The sequence below is a fragment of the Agrobacterium sp. LAD9 genome (assembly GCF_003031125.1).
Lineage (GTDB): Bacteria > Pseudomonadota > Alphaproteobacteria > Rhizobiales > Rhizobiaceae > Agrobacterium > Agrobacterium radiobacter.
The window spans coordinates 479605-499262 of record NZ_PHGS01000007.1 but is presented as its reverse complement, the minus strand read 5'-3'; the positions used below and the strand labels follow the sequence as shown (position 1 = coordinate 499262).

The 19658-nt window shown below is 60.3% G+C and carries 19 protein-coding genes and 1 tRNA gene; 14 read left to right on the top strand and 6 right to left on the bottom strand.

Going from position 1 to position 19658, the window contains the following annotated elements:
- Window positions 1–1028, top strand: a 1028-nt coding sequence (locus DA915_RS09135) for a YcbK family protein (protein ID WP_107675646.1), incomplete at its 5' end; no start/stop codon positions are given.
- 312 nt (window positions 1029–1340) lie between these two features.
- Here the strand turns inward: DA915_RS09135 and DA915_RS09130 are convergent.
- Window positions 1341–1416, bottom strand: a tRNA-Lys gene (locus tag DA915_RS09130).
- 282 nt (window positions 1417–1698) lie between these two features.
- Here DA915_RS09130 and DA915_RS09125 point away from each other — a divergent pair.
- Window positions 1699–2445, top strand: coding sequence for a cytochrome c biogenesis CcdA family protein (locus tag DA915_RS09125; protein WP_003507996.1), 747 nt, complete (start codon window positions 1699–1701; stop codon window positions 2443–2445).
- A gap of 34 nt (window positions 2446–2479) precedes the next feature.
- Window positions 2480–3418, top strand: coding sequence for an AEC family transporter (locus DA915_RS09120; RefSeq protein WP_003507998.1), 939 nt, complete (start codon window positions 2480–2482; stop codon window positions 3416–3418).
- Here DA915_RS09120 and DA915_RS09115 read toward each other — a convergent pair.
- Entirely contained in the window at window positions 3402–4610 is a 1209-nt protein-coding gene (locus DA915_RS09115; RefSeq protein ID WP_107675645.1) for a UbiH/UbiF family hydroxylase, read from the bottom strand. The genes DA915_RS09120 and DA915_RS09115 overlap by 17 nt on opposite strands.
- 209 nt (window positions 4611–4819) lie before the next feature.
- Here DA915_RS09115 and pcsA point away from each other — a divergent pair, with 209 nt between their 5' ends.
- From pcsA to DA915_RS09065, 10 genes are all read left to right on the top strand, one after another.
- Complete coding sequence (gene pcsA, locus DA915_RS09110; protein WP_107675678.1) at window positions 4820–5545, top strand: phosphatidylcholine synthase; 726 nt, start codon at window positions 4820–4822, stop codon at window positions 5543–5545.
- Window positions 5546–5757: 212 nt separating this feature from the next.
- Window positions 5758–7317, top strand: coding sequence for an ABC transporter ATP-binding protein (locus DA915_RS09105; protein WP_060724298.1), 1560 nt, complete (start codon window positions 5758–5760; stop codon window positions 7315–7317).
- Window positions 7307–8398 carry an ABC transporter permease gene (locus DA915_RS09100; protein ID WP_020809232.1) on the top strand — a complete coding sequence of 364 codons (1092 nt, stop codon included), beginning with the start codon at window positions 7307–7309 and terminating at the stop codon, window positions 8396–8398. The genes DA915_RS09105 and DA915_RS09100 overlap by 11 nt, the downstream gene beginning before the upstream one ends.
- Window positions 8398–9318 (top strand): ABC transporter permease, encoded by a 921-nt coding sequence (locus DA915_RS09095; RefSeq protein ID WP_003508011.1) that lies wholly within the window; start codon window positions 8398–8400, stop codon window positions 9316–9318. The genes DA915_RS09100 and DA915_RS09095 overlap by 1 nt, the downstream gene beginning before the upstream one ends.
- A 35-nt stretch (window positions 9319–9353) precedes the next feature.
- Window positions 9354–10427 carry a BMP family ABC transporter substrate-binding protein gene (locus DA915_RS09090; protein ID WP_003508013.1) on the top strand — a complete coding sequence of 358 codons (1074 nt, stop codon included), beginning with the start codon at window positions 9354–9356 and terminating at the stop codon, window positions 10425–10427.
- Window positions 10428–10639: 212 nt separating this feature from the next.
- Window positions 10640–11377 carry a FadR/GntR family transcriptional regulator gene (locus DA915_RS09085; RefSeq protein WP_003508015.1) on the top strand — a complete coding sequence of 246 codons (738 nt, stop codon included), beginning with the start codon at window positions 10640–10642 and terminating at the stop codon, window positions 11375–11377.
- A 222-nt stretch (window positions 11378–11599) separates the two neighbouring features.
- Complete coding sequence (gene glmU / locus DA915_RS09080) at window positions 11600–12961, top strand: bifunctional UDP-N-acetylglucosamine diphosphorylase/glucosamine-1-phosphate N-acetyltransferase GlmU (protein WP_107675644.1); 1362 nt, start codon at window positions 11600–11602, stop codon at window positions 12959–12961.
- Window positions 12962–13063: 102 nt separating this feature from the next.
- Window positions 13064–14890: a glutamine--fructose-6-phosphate transaminase (isomerizing) gene (gene glmS, locus DA915_RS09075; protein WP_107675643.1), complete on the top strand. Its 1827-nt coding sequence runs from the start codon at window positions 13064–13066 to the stop codon at window positions 14888–14890.
- On the top strand, window positions 14887–15390 hold the full coding sequence (locus DA915_RS09070) for a GNAT family N-acetyltransferase (protein ID WP_107675642.1): 504 nt from the start codon (window positions 14887–14889) through the stop codon (window positions 15388–15390). Before glmS ends, DA915_RS09070 begins: the two co-directional genes overlap by 4 nt.
- 13 nt (window positions 15391–15403) lie before the next feature.
- Window positions 15404–16072, top strand: coding sequence for a DUF502 domain-containing protein (locus DA915_RS09065; RefSeq protein WP_003508022.1), 669 nt, complete (start codon window positions 15404–15406; stop codon window positions 16070–16072).
- 3 nt (window positions 16073–16075) lie between these two features.
- Here the strand turns inward: DA915_RS09065 and DA915_RS09060 are convergent, their stop codons facing one another.
- Genes DA915_RS09060 through recG form a run of 4 tightly spaced genes read right to left on the bottom strand, consistent with a single transcriptional unit; the run spans window position 16076 to window position 19158 of the window.
- The gene (locus DA915_RS09060; protein ID WP_003508024.1) at window positions 16076–16459 is read right to left on the bottom strand and encodes a type II toxin-antitoxin system VapC family toxin; all 384 of its coding nucleotides are present in this window, start codon (window positions 16457–16459) and stop codon (window positions 16076–16078) included.
- Window positions 16456–16713 carry a type II toxin-antitoxin system Phd/YefM family antitoxin gene (locus DA915_RS09055; RefSeq protein WP_003508026.1) on the bottom strand — a complete coding sequence of 86 codons (258 nt, stop codon included), beginning with the start codon at window positions 16711–16713 and terminating at the stop codon, window positions 16456–16458. The genes DA915_RS09060 and DA915_RS09055 overlap by 4 nt, the downstream gene beginning before the upstream one ends.
- 54 nt (window positions 16714–16767) lie before the next feature.
- Entirely contained in the window at window positions 16768–17040 is a 273-nt protein-coding gene (locus tag DA915_RS09050) for a hypothetical protein (RefSeq protein ID WP_003508029.1), read from the bottom strand.
- 12 nt (window positions 17041–17052) lie between these two features.
- On the bottom strand, window positions 17053–19158 hold the full coding sequence (recG, locus tag DA915_RS09045; RefSeq protein WP_107675677.1) for an ATP-dependent DNA helicase RecG: 2106 nt from the start codon (window positions 19156–19158) through the stop codon (window positions 17053–17055).
- Between the two features lie 188 nt (window positions 19159–19346).
- On the opposite strand from recG, the gene DA915_RS09040 reads away from it, so the two are divergent.
- Window positions 19347–19658, top strand: a complete 312-nt coding sequence (locus DA915_RS09040) for a succinate dehydrogenase assembly factor 2 (RefSeq protein ID WP_003508031.1) — start codon at window positions 19347–19349, stop codon at window positions 19656–19658.

The window sequence follows — 19658 nt, the reverse complement described above, 5'->3', positions numbered from 1 at the left end:
CTGCGCCTGCCCAGGCGCCGGGCGGCCCGGCGCAGGCTTATGGCGCCGCCGCCGATATTGGCGGATTGACGACGCAGCCCACGGCGATTTCCGCCGGGACGACAAGCATTTATTCCACTGTGGCGCCCGCCGGTGCTGCAGGTGCACCCGGCACGGCCGCCGCCACGGGCGCTCACTCTCACAAAATCATTCCCGCGGTCAGCAGCGTCTATTCGGCGCCCATGCAGGCGGCGCAACCGCAGCCTCAGCCGGTATCAGCGCCGGTTCAGGTCCCGCCAGCCGGACAGGTGCCAGCGGAACAGCATAGCGAAAACCGTCAGCCGGTTCCTGTGCCCGCGCCGCAGTCCGCCTCGGAACAGCTCGCGGCTGTTGCGGCGCAGCCGGCCGTGGACGCTGCCAAGATGGTGGGCGAGGCGCAGGGAGGTGACGGTAAGGGCGTGACGCTTGCGGCATTTTTTGCCGGCGCGGCCAAGAAGCGCCTGCCCAAGATGATTGAAAGCGGCACGGCGGACAATACGCAGGTCGCATCATTGCCCGGAGCCGCGGACGGGACGATGGGCATTGCGCTTTCCGGCCGCTCTGTCATGTCCGACGAGTTTGACGATGCCCATCTCGATGAAGAGGATGACCAGCCGACAGGCCTGATGAAACTCGCCTCGCTCTCCGGCCTGAGCCGCGTCGCCCCGAACGGGCTTTTCCTGCAGACGGATCGCGTCGAAGTTGGCTGCTTCAAGCCGGAACTGGTGCGGATGATCAAGGATGTGGAGCGCCACTATAACAGCCCGGCGATCGTCACTTCGGGCTATCGCCCGCCAAAGGGCATAAGGCAGGGCTCCAAGCACTATACCTGCGATGCCGCCGACATCCAGATCAAGGGCGTCTCCAAATGGGAGCTTGCGACCTATCTGCGTTCCCTGCCGGAGCGCGGCGGTGTGGGCACCTATTGCCATACCGAATCGGTCCATATGGACACGGGTGAGCCAAGAGACTGGAACTGGCGCTGCCGCCGTACCGCCCAGCGCAAATGATCTTTGGCCGGGTTTGTCGGAATATCAAACCCGATGCTTTCCGAGCCTGAAACTTTATGCCTGAGGACTGTTCCAAACGTTTTAGAGACGGTCCGGTCGTCCTGGGGAGTTGGTGTTTGAGCCGATAGCCCTGATTGTTGCTACGGCGGTGTGGGGGCCGGTTGCCTGATTGATGCGCGCAGCGGGTATTCTGAAACCAGGCTTGCCATGGATACAGCCTAAGACTGCAAACGCATCTTTTCCGCTCACATCAGAGTCCTGTCACTCGTGGTGATAACTCTTTGCAGAATATCAGAAAGTGTAGATTTGAGGTGGTGAGAGCGCAGGGATTCGAACCCTGGACCTACTGATTAAAAGTCAGTTGCTCTACCGGCTGAGCTACGCTCTCCCGTGTCGGGGCTTGGTTGCCCTTCGGAAGTGCGCGGAACATATGTAGAGCGATCCGTTCGGTCAACCCAAAAAAAGCGCTTTCTACAATCAATCCGGTTTTTTTTGTCGCACCCCCGAAAAGGTGATTGGAGAGAGGGGCCGGCTGGGGATAAAACCGGCTGCAGACATGTCGGCCAGACGGGTGAAATCCTTTTGCAGCAATGACATGCATGAAAATGAAGCGTGAGGCGGCGGCGAATCCTAGGAATCGCGGCGGCTTTGCGGGATGCGGAGTTCTTTCTTGTCGATTGCCGATATTTCCCTGTTCAGCGCGCTTCTGGCCGGCGCTCTTTCCTTTCTGTCGCCCTGCGTCCTGCCGCTGGTGCCGCCCTATCTCTGTTATATGGCGGGCGTTTCGGTCGAGCAGTTCAGGACGGAAGATACAGCACCCCGACCGGAGATTCGCAGGGCCGTGCTGTTTTCGGCCTTTTTCTTCACGCTTGGTTTCGCGACTGTTTTCGTGGCGCTTGGAGCAGGGGCCTCGACGATCGGTACGCTCCTGCGTCAGAATCTGGATATTCTCGCCAAGATCGGCGGTTTCATCATCATCCTTATGGGCCTGAATTTCCTCGGTGTCTTCCGCATCGGCCTGTTTTCGCGCGAGGCGCGGTTTCAGGGGGCGGGCAAGCCGGCCACGCTTTCGGGGGCCTATGTCATGGGCCTTGCCTTCGCTTTCGGCTGGACGCCCTGTATCGGTCCGGTGCTGGGTGCGATCCTGGGTGTCGCTGCCGCGCGTGATACGGTTGGTGATGGTGCGGCGCTGCTTGCGGTCTATTCGCTCGGCCTTGCCGTGCCGTTCTGGATCGCGGCTGCGTTCTCCGGCTCTTTCATGCGTTTCCTCGTCCGCTTCCGCCGCCATCTCGGCCTCGTGGAAAAGCTGCTGGGCGTATTGCTGGTGCTGACCGGTCTCGCTTTCATGTCCGGTTTTATCACCAATGTGGCGATCTGGTTCCAGGAGACCTTTCCGATCCTCATGAAAATCGGTTAAGCCTCCCGCCGGAGTTGCTTGCGGGGGAAACATAGTGACCGATATCGTCGGATTGCTTTTGCCGTTTTTCGGCCTGATCTTCATCGGTTATGGTGCGGCGCGCATAACGAAACAGCCGGTCGAGGCGATGGGCTGGCTGAACACCTTCATCATCTATGCGGCGCTGCCGGCGCTGTTTTTCAAGCTGGTGTCGAAAACGCCAGTTGAAGAGCTGGCGCGCATGGATTTCGTCGCTGCCAGCCTTGCCTGCACCTATGGCATTTTCCTGCTGGTATTTCTGATCGGCCGGTTCGTGCGGAAAAACAGTCTTGCCGAAACCACTATCCAGAGTTTTGCGGCCAGCTACGGCAATATCGGCTATATGGGGCCGGGCCTTGCGCTTCTGGCGCTCGGCGAAAAGGCGGCAGTGCCGGTGGCGCTGATCGTCTGCCTTGAAAACGCCGCCCATTTCATCGTCGCCCCGGCGATGATGGCGGTGGCGGGCGGCGACAAACGCTCTCCGGCAAGGCTTGCGCTGGATGTGGCGCGCAAGGTCATCACCCATCCCTTCATCGTATCCGTCATCGCCGGTTTTCTGGCCGCATCGCTGTCATGGCAGCCGCCGGAGGCGGTGCAGCGGCTGGTGGATTATCTGGCGCAATCAGCAGCACCCTGCGCGCTATTTGCCATGGGCGTGACGCTGGCGCTTCGGCCGATGAAACGGGTGCCGGTGGAAATCAGCTATATCGTGCCGGCAAAGCTGATCCTGCATCCGCTCGCCGTCTGGCTCGTGCTCTCGTCGCTCGGGCGATTCGAGCCGGTGTGGATCTATTCGGCCGTGCTGCTGGCAGCGCTGCCGACCGCAACGAATGTCTTCGTCATCGGCCAGCAATATCACGTCTGGCAGGAGAGGGCGTCTGCGACGATCCTGATTTCGACGGTGCTGTCGGTCTTCACGCTGACCGGCGTGGTGTATTTCATCCAGCCTTTTTGAAGCTGCCGAACAGCAGTGAGGGCAGGGCCTTCAGCCCGCGTCCGGGCTCGATGCCTTCGCGCATGACCATGCTTCGGAGCGTGCCGATGCCGGAAAGCACGTGCAGGCCCGCCGCGCGCGCCATCTGCACCGGCAGCAGGTCGGAAAGCAGCGAACGGTTGAGGAGATCGACGCTGAGCGTGCGGCTATAGACGTCCGCACGCCGCCTGCGGTCGAAGCTGCTGCCGGCATCGGCCGCAATCGGGCGGTCGGAGACCGCGCCCAGCAGTTCCGTCAGCGCGATGATGTCGCGCAGGCTGAGGTTCAGCCCCTGCGCGCCGATGGGTGGAAAACCATGCGCGGCCTCGCCGATCAGGGCCACGCGGCCCTTGCCGAAGCGGTGTGCCGTCATGGAAGAGAGCGGCCAGGCCTGCACGCTGTCCTCTACGGTTACCGCGCCCAGCATGGACTGCATGCGCTCCTCGATCCGGAGGCTGAGTGTTTCCAGCGGCAGCGCCGTCAATTCCTCCGCTTGTTGCGGGGTAACGACCCAGACGAGGCTGGAGCGGTTGCCGGGCAGGGGAACCTGGGTGAAAGGACCGGTTGGCGTGTGGAATTCCGTCGAGACATTGCCATGCGACCGGCTATGGCCGAAGTTCAAAACAATGGCCGTCTGCGGATAGGACCAGGATTTGACGCCGATGCCGGCTGCATCCCGCACCATCGACTTCCTGCCATCAGCGCCGATGAGGAAATCGGCCGAGAGTGTTTCGCCGTCTGCAAGTGTCACCGATACGCGGTCGTTGCCGATGTCGATCGTCTCGGCCGTGGCGTCGAGGCGGGTAATATTGTGTTCCTGCTCAACCGCTTCGCTCAGAACGCCAAGCAGCGCTTCGTTGGGAATGTTCCAGCCGAAGGCATCGAGCCCGATTTCGGAGGAGCGGAACTGCACGGTTGGCGCGCGTAGAAGCCGGTCGGTGCCGTCAATGATCTGCATGGTGGAAAGACGTGCGGCTGATGGCGCGATGCGTGACCAGAGGCCGAGACGGTCCATGAAGCGGATGGACTGGTCCATCAGCGCCGTGGTGCGCTGGTCCTTCCTGTCGCTTGAAGGTGCAATGAGCGCCACGTGGCGGCCCGCCCGCGCCAGCGCGATGGCCGCGATCTGGCCCGCAAGTCCCGCACCTGTTATGGCGATATCGAAGTGTCTCATGGTCCTGATCCGTTGTTATTTCCAAAGCATCATAATGGCTTTGCGCGGGTAAATCCACTTCGGCTCCGGAACATCCGGTTGCGAAGATTCGTTGGTTGCCCTGTTATATTAGTCTTAGGATAAGCGGATTGAGCCGGTTGCAAAGCGTGGTGAATGGCCGCATACCGGAATAAGCAGGGCGGATGAAAAACGGGGCGCAGACGCTGACCATGAAAATTTTCAACTACAAGCGTGTTCCCTACGCGGAAATCCGCGCCTTTTCCGTTCATATGCTCACGGCTTCCGGTTCGTTTCTGGCCTTTCTCGGCGTCGTTGCCGCGGCTGAACACCGTTTCGTCGACATGTTCTGGTGGCTAGGGCTTGCGCTTCTGGTCGATGGTATCGACGGACCCATCGCCCGTAAGGTTCGGGTGAAGGAAGTTCTGCCCAACTGGTCCGGCGATACGCTCGACAATATCATCGACTACGTCACCTATGTGCTCTTGCCCGCCTTTGCGCTTTACCAGAGCGGCATGATCGGCGAGCCGCTGTCCTTCGTGGCGGCCGGCATGATCGTGGTGTCCAGCGCCATCTATTATGCCGATATGGGCATGAAGACGGACGAATATTTCTTCTCCGGCTTTCCGGTGGTGTGGAACATGGTGGTGTTCACCCTGTTCGTCATGGATGCCAGCGCAACGACGGCCATGATCGTCGTTACCGTCTCGGTGTTCCTGACATTCCTGCCGATCAATTTCCTGCATCCGGTGCGGGTGAAACGATTGCGGCCGCTCAATCTGGCTGTCGTGTTCATCTGGTGCGCGCTTGGCGGTTATGCGCTGCTGACGCACTTCGAAACCCCGAGCTGGGCCGTGATCGGCTTCGTGGTCAGTGGCATCTATCTTTATTGCGTCGGTGGAATATTGCAGTTTTTCCCCTCGCTCGGTGCGAAATAAGAAAAAGGTAAAGCCGTTTATTGCTTGTGCAAATCGCATTTAAGCGACTTCTTTTTCAGTTGTGCGCAGCAGCAAAACCGTTATCAATAAGTCTTGATTGGATGAAATTGCATACGCATTGGCGTCCGATTGGGAACAATGACCGCGATCGTTAGAAACGCCTCGAAGAAGGCATGGATGGTCGGTGAGAGAGGGAACTCGTGACTGGAACTTTGGCGCCGGAGGCCGTGCCTCTCCTGTCCGTTCGCAAGCTGACCAAGCTGTTCGGCAATTTCGCCGCCTGCAACGGCATCGATCTCGATATTGCGCCGGGCGAAATTCATGCGCTTCTGGGTGAAAACGGTGCGGGCAAATCCACGCTCGTCAAGATGCTGTTCGGTGTTCTCGCACCAACCGAGGGTGATATTATCTGGCAGGGCCAGCCGGTTTCCGTGGGCTCGCCAAGCGAGGCCCGCCAACTCGGCATCGGCATGGTCTTCCAGCATTTTTCCCTGTTCGAGGCGCTGACGGTCGCTGAAAACATCGCCCTGTCGCTCGACCCTAAAATTTCATTGAAAGAAATCGCCAGGGAAGCGGAAACGCTGTCGCGGGCCTATGGCCTGCCGCTCGATCCCTATGCGCATGTAGCCGATCTTTCGGTTGGTGAGCGCCAGCGGATCGAGATCGTCCGCGCCCTGCTGCAGAACCCGCGCCTCATCATTCTCGACGAACCGACCTCGGTGCTGACGCCGCAGGAGGCTGACAAGCTGTTCGAAACGCTGGAGAAGCTGAAGGCCGAAGGCCGCTCTGTGCTTTATATCAGCCACCGTCTGGAAGAGGTGCAGCGCATCTGCGACCGCGCCACTGTTCTGCGCCATGGCAAGGTGACCGGCGCCTGCGATCCGCGCAAGGAAACGCCGGCATCGCTGGCGCGCATGATGGTCGGCAGCGATGTCGCAAGCGTTTCGCGCCCGACGGGCGAGGCGCTCGGCCAACCGCAGATCGAGGTCATGGGGCTTTCCGTTGCGCCACGCACGCCCTTTGCCGTGGCGTTGAAATCGATTTCCATGCAGGTGCGCGCCGGGGAAGTGCTGGCGATTGCCGGCGTGGCCGGCAACGGGCAGGGCGAGCTGTTCGATGCGCTTTCGGGCGAATATCCGGTCTATAACAACGATGCTATTCACCTGCGCGGCAAGCCGGTCGGTCGCATCGGCATCAATGGCCGTCGCCTGATGGGCGCGGGTTTTGTGCCGGAAGAACGTCACGGCCACGCCGCCGTTCCCGGCATGAGCCTTTCCGACAACCTGCTGCTGGCGCGGGCGCGCTCCGACCGCAAGGCGTTTCTGACCGGCGGTTTCCTGCGCATCGTCAGGGGCTCGGCGATCAGGGCGGCGGCGCGGCGCATTTCGGAAACGATGGATGTGCGCAAAAGCGGGGCCGATCCGCTGGCGGGCTCGCTTTCCGGCGGCAACCTGCAGAAATTCATCGTCGGGCGCGAGCTTGATCGTCAGCCGACCGTGCTTGTTGTCAACCAGCCGACCTGGGGTGTGGATGCCGGTGCCGCAAGCCGCATTCGTCAGGCGCTTGTCGATCTTGCCAAGGCGGGCTCGGCCGTCATCGTCATCAGCCAGGATCTCGATGAAATCTTCGAGGTTGCCACCAATATCGCGGTCATTTCCGACGGCAAGCTTTCCGAGGCCTATCCGGTGGAAGACATGACGCTTGAAAAGATCGGCCTTTTGATGGGCGGCATTAACGCGTCACATTCGGGAGCCGCCCAGCATGCGCATTGAGCTTGAAAAACGGGCAGGGGTCTCGAAGCTTTTCACCCTTATTTCGCCGCTTCTGGCGCTTGTGCTGACGCTGCTCGTCGGCGCCGTCATGTTCGCCATGCTCGGCAAAAATCCGGCTCATGCGCTTTATGCCTTTTTCGTTGAACCGCTGCTCGAAGTCTGGTCGCTGCACGAGCTGGCGATCAAGGCCGCACCGCTGATCCTGATCGGCGTTGGGCTATCGATCTGTTATCGCTCCAATAACTGGAACATTGGCGCGGAAGGGCAATTCACCATCGGCGCGATCACCGGTTCCATTCTGCCGGTTCTTTATCCCGACTGGCATTCGCCGCTCATCCTGCCGTTGATGATGGTGATGGGCGCCATCGGCGGCGCGCTTTATGCCGGTATTCCGGCGCTGTTGAAGACGAAGTTCAACACCAACGAAATCCTCGTCAGCCTGATGCTGGTCTATGTCGCGCAGCTTTTTCTCGACTGGCTGACGCGCGGCATCTGGCGCGATCCCGGCGGCTACAACTTCCCGCAGACCAAGCCCTTCAACGAAAGCGCCGTCTTGCCGGAAATGCTGGCGTCGGGCCGTGCGCATTGGGGTTTCGTTTTCGCCATCGTCGCGGCAATCGCGCTGTGGTTCATGATGCGCTACATGCTGAAAGGCTTCGAGGTCACCGTGCTTGGGCAATCGGCGCGGGCCGGGCGTTTTGCCGGTTTCTCGTCAAGCCGCATGGTGTGGTTTTCGCTGTTGCTGTCAGGTGCACTGGCAGGGCTTGCGGGCATATCTGAGGCCTCCGGCTCCATCGGCCATCTACAGCCCAGCATTTCGCCGGGCTATGGTTTCACCGCCATCATCGTCGCCTTTCTCGGCCGTCTCAATCCGCTTGGCATCATTCTGTCAGGGCTGGTGCTGGCGCTGACCTATCTGGGCGGCGAGGCGGCGCAGCTTTCGATTGGTGTGTCGGACAAGGTGACGCGTGTGTTCCAGGGGCTGATGCTGTTCTTCGTGCTGTCCTGCGATACGCTGATTTTCTACCGCATCAGGGTCGTCTTCACCGGCAAGGCGCATAACAGCCAGGGAGCGGCATGATGGATATGCTTCAGGCCATTCTCCTCACCGTCATTACCGCCGCGACACCGCTGGTCATCGCCGCCTCCGGCGAGCTGGTGACGGAGCGATCCGGTGTCCTCAATCTCGGCGTAGAGGGCATGATGATCATGGGCGCGGTCTGCGCTTTTGCCACTGCACATATGACGGGGTCTCCCTATCTCGGCATTCTGGCCGGCATCGCCTCCGGCGCGGTTTTCTCGCTGCTGTTCGGCTTCCTGACGCTGACGCTCGTCACCAATCAGGTGGCGACGGGCCTTGCGCTTACCATTCTCGGCCTCGGTGTTTCCGGCATGCTGGGCGAAAGTTTCGTTGGCCTGCCGGGCGTCAAGCTGCAGCCTATCGTCTTTCCGCTGCTGTCGGAGATTCCCTTCTTTGGTCCGCTGCTATTCCGGCAGGATCTGATCTTCTACATGTCCATCGCGCTGGTCTTTGGCACTGGCTGGTTTCTGTTCAAAAGCCGCGCGGGCCTGAAAATCCGCGCTATCGGCGACAGTCACGCTTCCGCCCATGCGCTTGGCATCAACGTCATCCGCACGCGTTATCTGGCTGTCATGTTCGGCGGCGCCTGTGCCGGTCTTGCCGGGGCGCAGCTGTCGCTCGTCTATACGCCGCAATGGGTGGAAAACATGTCGGCCGGGCGCGGCTGGATTGCGCTGGCGCTCGTCGTTTTCGCGTCATGGCGTCCATGGCGGGTTCTGGCGGGCGGTTATCTGTTCGGCGCCGTCTCCATCGGGCAATTGCATGCGCAGGCATTCGGCATCGGGGTGCCGTCGCAACTGCTTTCGGCGCTACCTTACCTTGCAACTATTGTCGTGCTGGTCATCATCTCGCATAATCGCCGCACGACCTTGATCAATACACCGGCATCGCTGGGCAAATCCTTCGTGCCGGACAGGTGAAGCATTCTCACGTCTCCAAACCAACAGGGGTAAAAATGAAAAAACTGGTCATCGCACTTGCCGCTTCCATCGCGGCGCTTGGAGGCGTTGTTTCCTCCGCTGAAGCCGCCGACGCCAAGAAGGTCTGCTTCATCTATGTCGGCAGCCGCACCGATGGCGGCTGGACGCAGGCGCATGAAATCGGCCGCGAAGAGCTGCAGAAGCACTTCGGCGACAAGATCGAAACGCCGTTCCTCGAAAGCGTTCCGGAAGGCCCGGATGCCGAACGCGCCATCGAGCGCATGGCCCGTTCCGGCTGCGAACTGGTGTTCACCACCTCCTTCGGCTTCATGGATGCGACCGTGAAGGTTGCCCAGAAGTTCCCCAAGGTGAAGTTCGAGCACGCCACCGGCTTCAAGACCGCTGAAAACGTCGCGACCTACAATTCGCGTTTTTATGAAGGCCGTTACATTCAGGGCCAGATCGCCGCGAAGATGTCGAAGAAGGGTGTTGCCGGCTACATCGCGTCCTTCCCGATTCCGGAAGTGGTGATGGGCATCGACGCCTTCGTTCTCGGTGCGCAGTCCGTCAATCCCGAATTCAAGGTCAAGGTCGTCTGGGCCAATACCTGGTTCGACCCCGGCAAGGAAGCCGATGCCGCCAAGGCGCTGATCGACCAGGGCGTCGACATCCTGACGCAGCACACCGACACGACAGCACCGATGCAGGTTGCAGCCGAACGCGGCATCAAGGCCTTCGGTCAGGCTTCGGACATGATCAAGGCCGGTCCGGAGACGCAGCTGACCGCGATCAAGGACACTTGGGGCGCATATTACATCAAGCGCACGCAGGCTCTTCTGGACGGCACCTGGAAGTCCGAATCCATCTGGGACGGCCTGAAGGACGGCATCCTGACCATGGCGCCCTACACCAACATGCCTGATGACGTGAAGAAGATGGCCGAGGAAACCGAAGCCAAGATCAAGTCGGGCGAGTTGCATCCTTTCACCGGTCCGGTGAAGAAGCAGGACGGTTCGGAATGGCTGAAGGCTGGCGAGAAGGCTGAAGACAAGGTTCTGCTCGGCCTCAACTTCTACGTTGCCGGCGTGGACGACAAGCTGCCGCAATAATGCGGATTATCTATCCTTATTGAGGCAAGGCCGCACATGTGTCATGTGCGGCCTTGCTTATTTTCATGCGTTTTACTGCATGGATGAAGTTTACCTTTGCTTTTCACGCGACTTGATGTTTTTCACTATAATCTGACTTGAGATACACACGTCTGGCGCGATTTTTTCGAGATCGCCAGCCGAACGGAAGGATATGGCACTTGCAGCGCGGAATGCTCGATGCGGCGATCGGTTTTCGAAAGCTGCGGACAAATCATGCACAGGTCGTTCACAAGCTCGGTCTCGATATCGTCTCCGGCACCTTCAAGACGGGTGACATCCTTCCCGGTGATGCCGAGCTGATGGAGCGGCTGAAAGTGTCGCGCACAGTGCTGCGCGAAGCGATGAAGACGCTCACCGCCAAGGGCATGATTTCACCCAAGGCGCGTATCGGCACCCGGGTGACGGAGCGCGAGAGCTGGAACATGTTCGACAGCGAAGTGCTGCTCTGGCATTTCGAGGCTGGTGTCAGCGACGAGTTTCTGCTGCATCTTTATGATATCCGTCAGGCTTTCGAACCCTATGGCGCGGGCCTTGCCGCTATCAGGGCAAAGGACACCGATATCACCAAGCTCGCCGCCTATGCTAACGAGATGGGCAACACGGCCTATTCCAAGGAAAAGCGCGCTCTTGCGGATATGAACTTCCATGTGCTCATCACCGAAATGTCGGGCAACCCGTTCATGCGCACCGTCGGTTCGCTGATAAAGGCGGCTCTGGTTGGTATTTTCCGGATGAGCAACCCGGATACCGATCCCAATGAGATTTCCGACGTTTCCGCCTCCCACCTGAGGCTCGTCGAGGCGTTTCGCCTGCGCGATGAGGCCGCGGCGCGCCGCGAAATGGAAAGGCTGATTGAGAACGGCCGCCAGCAGGTGCTGGAATTCACTGCCCGCAATACCCCGCGATAACTCAAACTGCGGGAGCGGGATGCGACCCTCTTCCAATCACGTTTGATGAAAATCGGTGCGGAAATTTGGTGCAGATTTGCATGGTTTCTTAAGTGGGCCGCCGTTATAGCAATTCCGGAATGAAATTACCGATGCGCCCGTTTGTTTGCCGGACGGCGTGAAGTCAAACATATGCCGCCGTCCTGGCCGCCATGCGGCCGGCGACAGGGTGTTGGAGGTCTTATGGAGCGCAGCTCTCTAGCCATTATTCTCGCAGCGGGCGACAGCACGCGCATGAAATCGTCGAAGTCCAAGGTGCTGCATCCGGTCGCCGGGCGTCCGATGATCGCGCATGTGGTGGAGGCGGTGGCTGGATCTGGCGTCGGCACGGTGGCGCTGGTGGTCGGGCGCGATGCCGACAATGTCACTGCGGCCGCAAGCATGAAGGGCATTCAGGTCGAAGCTTTCCTGCAGACGGAACGCAAGGGCACTGGCCACGCGGTTCTTGCCGCACGCGCCGCCCTCGAACGCGGTTTCGATGATCTCATCATTGCCTATGGCGATGTGCCGCTTATCACCTCCGCAACGCTCGACCGGGCGCGTGAGGCGATTGCCGCCGGCGCCGATGTCGCTGTCATCGGTTTCCATACCGATCGCCCGACCGGTTACGGCCGGCTTCTGGTCGAGAATGGTGAACTTGTCGCGATCCGCGAGGAAAAGGACGCCACCGATGCGGAGCGCAAGGTCACCTGGTGCAATAGCGGCCTGATGGCCATCAACGGCCGCAACGCGCTGGACCTGCTCGACCGGATCGGCAACAGCAATGTGAAGGGCGAATATTATCTGACTGACGTCGTCGAGATCGCCCGCTCTCTCGGACGCCGCGCCGTCGCCATCGATGCGCCGGAAGCCGAGCTGGTCGGCTGCAACAACCGCGCCGAACTGGCCTTTATCGAGAAGCTCTGGCAGGAGCGCCGCCGCCACGAATTGATGGTGGACGGCGTTTCGATGGTTGCCCCCGAAACCGTCTTCCTCTCCTTCGACACGAAGATCGGTCAGGACGTTCTGATCGAGCCGAATGTCGTCATCGGTCCCGGCGTCACGATCGAGCCGGGCGCCGTCATCCACGCCTTCTCGCATCTGGAAGGGGCCCATGTCGCGGAAGGTGCGGCCGTTGGTCCCTATGCGCGGTTGCGCCCGGGCGCGAACCTGCATGCCAATTCCAAGGTGGGCAATTTCTGCGAGGTCAAGAAGGCCGAGATCGGCGAGGGCGCCAAGGTCAACCATCTGACCTATATCGGTGACGCCTTTATCGGTGCAGGCAGCAATATCGGCGCGGGCACCATCACCTGCAATTACGATGGCTACAACAAGGCCGAAACGCGCATTGGTGCGAACAGTTTTATTGGTTCGAACTCGTCGCTGGTCGCTCCTGTCACCATTGGAGAGGGGGCCTATATCGCCTCCGGCAGCGTGATTACCGATGACGTGCCTGATGATGCGCTGGCTTTTGGACGCGCGCGTCAGGAAGTGAAACCGGGCCGGGCAACCGTCGTGCGCGAGCGGGCAAAAGCGCTGAAGGAAGCGAAGAAAAAGTCCTCTTGAAAGACGTTACCAAGCGATACCGAAAGTGACCGGCGGCGTAATTGCCGATTTCAGGGAAACAATTAGTAGTTGCGGCGAAGAGATCGCCGTCTGGAGAAATATATGTGCGGAATTGTCGGAATTGTCGGAACCCAGCCCGTTGCTGAACGGCTTGTCGATGCGCTGAAGCGTCTCGAATATCGCGGTTACGATTCGGCGGGTGTCGCCACCATCGACAATGGCGCGATGGACCGCCGCCGTGCGGAAGGCAAGCTGTTCAATCTGGAGAAAAGGCTCTCTGAAGAGCCGCTGCCTGGTGTCGTTGGCATCGCACACACCCGCTGGGCGACCCACGGCGTTCCGAACGAAACCAACGCCCACCCGCATTTCGTCGATGGCGTTGCCGTCGTCCATAACGGCATCATTGAAAACTTCTCCGAATTGCGCGACGAACTGAGCGCCGAGGGTGCAACCTTCACCACCCAGACCGACACCGAAGTGGTGGCGCAGCTTCTGGCGAAATATACTCGCGAAGGACTTGGCCATCGCGAGGCGATGCTGAAGATGCTGAACCGCGTGACAGGCGCCTATGCGCTGGTGGTGATGTTCAAGGACGATCCCGGCACGCTGCTTTCGGCGCGCTCCGGCCCGCCGCTTGCCGTCGGTTACGGCAGGGGCGAAATGTTCCTGGGGTCCGATGCCATCGCGCTGTCGCCCTTTACCAACGAGATCACCTATCTGGTGGATGGCGACTGTGCCATCGTGACCCGTCAGGGTGCTGAGATCATCGATTTCTCGGGCAAGCCGGTGAAGCGCGAGCGTCAGATCTCGCAGGCGACGGCCTTCGTGGTCGACAAGGGCAACCATCGCCACTTCATGGAAAAGGAAATCTACGAGCAGCCTGAAGTCATTTCCCACGCGCTCAGCCATTACGTGGATTTCGCCTCCAAGACCGTGAAGCAGGCCGACACGGCAATCGACTTCGCCAAGCTTTCCGGCCTTGCGATTTCCGCCTGCGGCACGGCCTATCTGTCCGGCCTGATCGGCAAATACTGGTTCGAACGTTACGCGCGTCTGCCGGTGGAAATCGATGTCGCCTCGGAATTCCGCTATCGCGAAATACCGCTTGTTCCCACGCAGGCCGCGCTGTTCATTTCGCAATCGGGGGAAACTGCCGATACGCTGGCGGCCTTGCGTTATTGCCAGCAGGAGGGCCTGAAGATCGGCGCGGTGGTCAATACGCGTGAATCGACCATGGCGCGTGAATCCGATGCGATCTTCCCGATCCTCGCCGGTCCGGAAATCGGCGTGGCCTCCACCAAGGCCTTCACCTGCCAGCTTGCCGTGCTCGCTTCGCTTGCCGTTGCCGCCGGAAAAGCGCGAGGCACCATCACGCTTCAGCAGGAAACCGAGCTGGTTCGCCATCTCACCGAGATGCCGCGCATCATGAGCAAGGTTCTCAACAGCATCCAGCCGCAGATCGAGGCGCTGTCGCGCGATCTGTCGCGTTTCAAGGACGTGCTTTATCTCGGCCGCGGCACCAGCTTCCCGCTGGCGCTGGAAGGCGCGCTGAAGCTCAAGGAAATCTCCTATATCCACGCCGAAGGTTATGCCGCCGGCGAGCTGAAGCATGGGCCGATCGCGCTGATCGACGAAAATATGCCCGTCATCGTCATCGCGCCGCATGACCGCTTCTTCGAAAAGACCGTTTCGAACATGCAGGAAGTCGCTGCACGCGGCGGCCGCATCATCTTCATCACCGACGAGAAGGGGGCCGCCGCCTCCAAGCTCGACACCATGGCGACGATCACGTTGCCCAATGTCGACGAGCTTATTGCTCCGATGGTTTTCTCGCTGCCGATCCAGCTGCTGGCCTATCACACCGCCGTCTTCATGGGCACGGATGTGGACCAGCCGCGCAATCTGGCGAAATCGGTAACGGTGGAATGATTGTCCGACCGGAACAGCAGGGCGACGAGGAAGCGATCGCTCGCGTTACGGAAGATGCTTTCCGTGACGCCGAGCACAGCAGCGGGACAGAACAGCTGATCGTCGCGCGGCTGCGGAATGCCGGCGCACTGACGGTTTCACTGGTGGCGGAAGACAGCGAAGGCGTCATCGGCCATGTCGGCTTCTCGCCGGTGACGCTGTCGGGCGGCGAGACCGGCTGGTTCTGCCTCGCGCCGCTCTCCGTGACACCGGAAAGGCAGGGAGAAGGTGTCGGTTCGCGGCTGGCGCGTGAAGGGCTTGCCGCACTGGAGCGGCTGAGCGCTGCCGGCTGCGTCGTTGTCGGTGATCCCGCCTATTACGGCCGCTTCGGTTTTCGCCATGTCGAAGGGGTGAGTGCGGAAGGGATTCCTGACGAATATTTCACAGTTCTTCGCTTGCATGGTGGAACTCCATCCGGCATTGTCGGTTTTCATCCGGGTTTCGATGGCGACAACGCTTAATTCCGAACGGTAAATGACCGATATTCCAGTCAAAATTTCATTCGCAGCCCGCCTGCGCAACAGTTTCCTCACGGGCGTTCTGATCCTCGCGCCCGTCACCATCACCATGTGGCTGGTGTGGAGTTTCCTGCAATGGGCGGATAGCTGGGTGAAGCCCTATATTCCGGCCCGTTACGATCCCGAGCAATATTTCGATGTGGCAATCCCCGGTTTCGGCCTGCTGATCGCCGTCATTGGCATCACGCTCATCGGCTTTCTAGGTAATAACCTCATCGGCAAATGGATTTTCGGCGTCGGCGAATCCATCCTTAATCGCATGCCGCTGGTGCGGCCGATCTACAAAAGCATCAAGCAGCTGTTCGAATCCGTCCTGAAAGAGCATTCGAACTCCTTCAAAAAGGTCGGCCTGATCGAGTTTCCATCGTCAGGGACCTGGGCCATGGTTTTCGTCGCCTCCGAGGCCAAGGGCGAACTTGCTCACCGTTTCAACGAAATGGGCCAGCAGATGGTCGCCGTCTTCCTGCCGCCCACACCGGTGCCGACGGCAGGTTTTCTGCTCTTCGTGCCCAAAAACAAGATCGTGATGCTGGACATGACACCGGAGGATGCGGCGAAACTGCTGATTTCCGGCGGTCTGGTGGCGCCCGATTTCACGCCGCCCAAGATGATCGCGCCGGTTTGACGGTTAGAGAGCGCCGAGGATGTCCGTCTGCGAAAAGTCGTTGCCGACATAAAGCAAAGGGCAGCCCTCGGTTTTCGCCAACTCGTAGGCAAAACAGTCACCGAAATTCAGCCCTGCGGGATGAATGCCTTTGCCCCAGATACGATAGGCTTCGGAAATGCCTTGTGCTGATTTCGGGGTGACATTCCTGATTTCAACTACGAGTCCTTCGATCAGCATGTCCAGTTCCTGACCGCGCCCACGGCGCTGCGCCACGATCATCGCTTCTGCCAGGGTGCCTGCGGAAATGAGGAGAGGTTCGTCCGTTTCGAGCGCCGCCGCGCAAGCATCCGCTTTGGGTTCGTTTAGCAGGATCGCCATCAGTGCTGAAGTATCGATGACGATCATTCAGGCAGGCCGTTTTCGTCATAGAGGAAATCCTGACTATGCGCGGCATCGGGGCCATCATTGGTTTTGTTTGCGACTGCCTTGCGCACCTTTTCCAGCGTGGCACTGCGGGATTTCTTGTCCGCTACGGCAGCGACCGGAACAAGCAGCACTGCTGCATGACCATGCCGGGTGAGAATGATTTCATCTCCCGCCTCGGCGCGGCGCACCAATTCGGTCAGTTGGCCCTTTGCGTCAGTGACAGAAATCTGCATGGCTTGCTCCAGGAATTAAGGCACTCCGCAGACTAGTCCATTCAATGGACCATATCAATCCTCGTCATCCAGATCATCCACTTCCGTTCCCGCATTGGTCGCGTGGAAAACGGGAACGAAAAGCCGCATATAGACTAGGCGCACGCTCCAGCCTGCCTCCAGCGCCTCGCTCCAGGCCTTCTTGCGGCCGGGCTTCTTGAACGCCTTGCCGATCGCCTTTTTCTCACTCTTCGCAAATGTCTCGGGTTGCAGGATATTCTGCGGCGAGCACAGCGCATAACCCTTGCGGAAGGCGGGTGGTGGGCGGCGGGGGTCGATCATGTTCATGACAGGTCACTTTCAGCCGGCGTGCAGGAAGCGGATCGCTTCGTCGCGGCGGTGCAGGTAGAGCAGGGTGCGCAGCGCATTGCCGCGCGGGCCCGTCAGTTCGGGGTCGCGCTCGATGACGTAGGCCGCGTCCTTGCGGGCGATTTCCAGAAGGTCGGCGTGGGCTTCCAGGCTGGCGATGCGGAATCCCGGCGTGCCGGACTGGCGGGTGCCGAGCAACTCGCCTTCGCCGCGCAGCTTCAAATCCTCTTCCGCGATCAGGAAGCCATCCTCGCTGTCACGCAGGATGGAAAGCCGGGCGCGGCCGTTTTCGCTGAGCGGGCCTTTGTAGAGCAGGATGCAGGTGGAGGCCTCGTCACCGCGTCCAACCCGGCCACGCAGCTGGTGAAGCTGGGCAAGGCCGAAACGTTCGGCATGTTCGATGACCATGATCGTCGCGTCAGGCACATCGACGCCCACTTCCACCACCGTCGTTGCCACCAACAGCCGGGTTTCGCCGCTCTTGAAGGCGAGCATGGCGGCGTCCTTCTCCGGGCCGCTCATGCGGCCATGGATGAGGCCGATATTGGCGCCCAGCATCTGCGAGAGAACTGCGTGCCGCTCCTCCGCCGACATAAGGTCGGATTCTTCCGTTTCTTCCACCAGCGGGCAGATCCAGTAGGCCTTCTTGCCATCCTTCAGCGCGGAACGCAGCCGCTCGACAATGTCGCCGATCCGTTCGGTGGGGATCGTCACCGTCTGGATAGGCTTGCGGCCGGCCGGCTTTTCGGTGAGCTTGGAGACATCCATGTCGCCGAAGGCGGCCAGAACCAGCGTGCGCGGAATGGGCGTGGCAGTCATGACCAGCATATGCGGGGTGATGCCCTTGGCGGTGAGGCGCAGGCGTTGATGAACGCCGAAACGGTGCTGTTCGTCCACCACGGCCAGCACGAGGTTCTTGTAACTCACGCTGTCCTGAAACAACGCATGGGTGCCGATGACGATCTGCGCTTCACCTGATGCGACGCGCTCCTCGATCTCGCGCCGCTCCTTGCCCTTGGTGCGGCCGGTCAGCACTTCGACGGTAATGCCCGCGGCCTGAGCGAGCTTGCAAATGGTGGCGTAGTGCTGCCGGGCGAGGATTTCGGTCGGGGCCATCAGCACCGCCTGTCCGCCGGCCTCCACGGCCGTTGCCATCGCCATCAGCGCCACCAGCGTCTTGCCTGCGCCGACATCGCCCTGCAGCAGGCGAAGCATGCGGTCTTCGCCGGCCATGTCAGTCAGAATATCCTTCACCGCAGCGCTCTGGCTCGGTGTCAGCGAGAAGGGCAGTTGCGACAGGATTTTTGCGGCGACATCACCCTTGGCGCGGATCGGCTGGCCCGCCACTTTGCGCAGCCGCTGACGCACCAATGCGAGTGACAGCTGCCCGGCGAGGAATTCGTCATAGGCAAGCCGCCTGCGCGCTGGAGCCTGCGGCTCGATATCGGCGCTGTCACGCGGGTCGTGCAACTCACGGAAGCTCGAAGCGACATCGCCGAAGCCTTGCCGGGTCTTCAGCGTTTCATCGATCCACTCCGGAAAGACCGGCAGCTTCGATAGCCCGCCTTCGATCGCCCGCCGCAGCACCTTGGGGGACAGTCCGGCGGTCATGGGATAAACGGCTTCCACAAGTGGCAGGTTTTCGGCCTCGGAAAGCTTCACCATGAAATCCGGATGCACCATGGAGGCGCGGCCATTAAACCAGTCCACCTTGCCGCTGACGAGAACCTCCTCATCGACGGGCAGCGCCTTGGACAGCCAGTCGCCCTTGGCGCGGAAGAAGGTCAGCGCCAGTTCGCCGGTCTCGTCATGCAGGAAGACGCGATAGGGCGCGGAGCGGTTTCCCGGCGGTGGCGGCTGGTGGCGGTCCACTCGTCCCTGAATGGTGACAATGGCGCCGGGTGCGGCAAGCGCGATGCCGGGGCGGTTGCGGCGGTCGATGACGTTGGACGGCGCGTGGAACAGGAGATCGATCACGCGGGTGTCATCGGCGTTTTCCCGGCTCAAGAGCTTGGCCAGAAGATCGGCAAGCTTCGGCCCCACACCGGCAAGGGTGGAGACGGAAGCAAACAGCGGATCGAGAATGGCCGGGCGCATGGTCAGCAAAATCGGGGAAGGGCACGGCTTATGCAAGACTTCGCAGGTCACAAAGGCGGGTTATCACCGGCAGTTTTTAGCGGCCGTGGCATTATTTCGATAAAAACTGGTTCCCAAGCGTTCGCCTCCTGTTCTATAGGAGGTCGCAGTCAACATCCTGTTGAATAGCCAACCGAAAGGTGAATGCGATGACTGGACTGGTGCGCACGAGTGCCGACCTCGATCCGAGACGCCGGCGGATTCTTTACCGCTGCTGGCACCGGGGCATTCGCGAGATGGATCTGGTGCTCGGGCAATTTGCGGAAGACAATATTGCCGGGCTTTCCGATGATCAGCTCGATGAGCTTGAGATCATCATGGCGGAAGAGGATAACGACCTCGTCAAGATGGTGACGGGTGCCCTTGCCATACCGGAAAAATTCCAGACCCCGCTGTTTGAAAAGATCGCCTCCTACCGTCCCGATTTTGATCTCGTCACCGCCGAAACCCTGAAGGCCTGA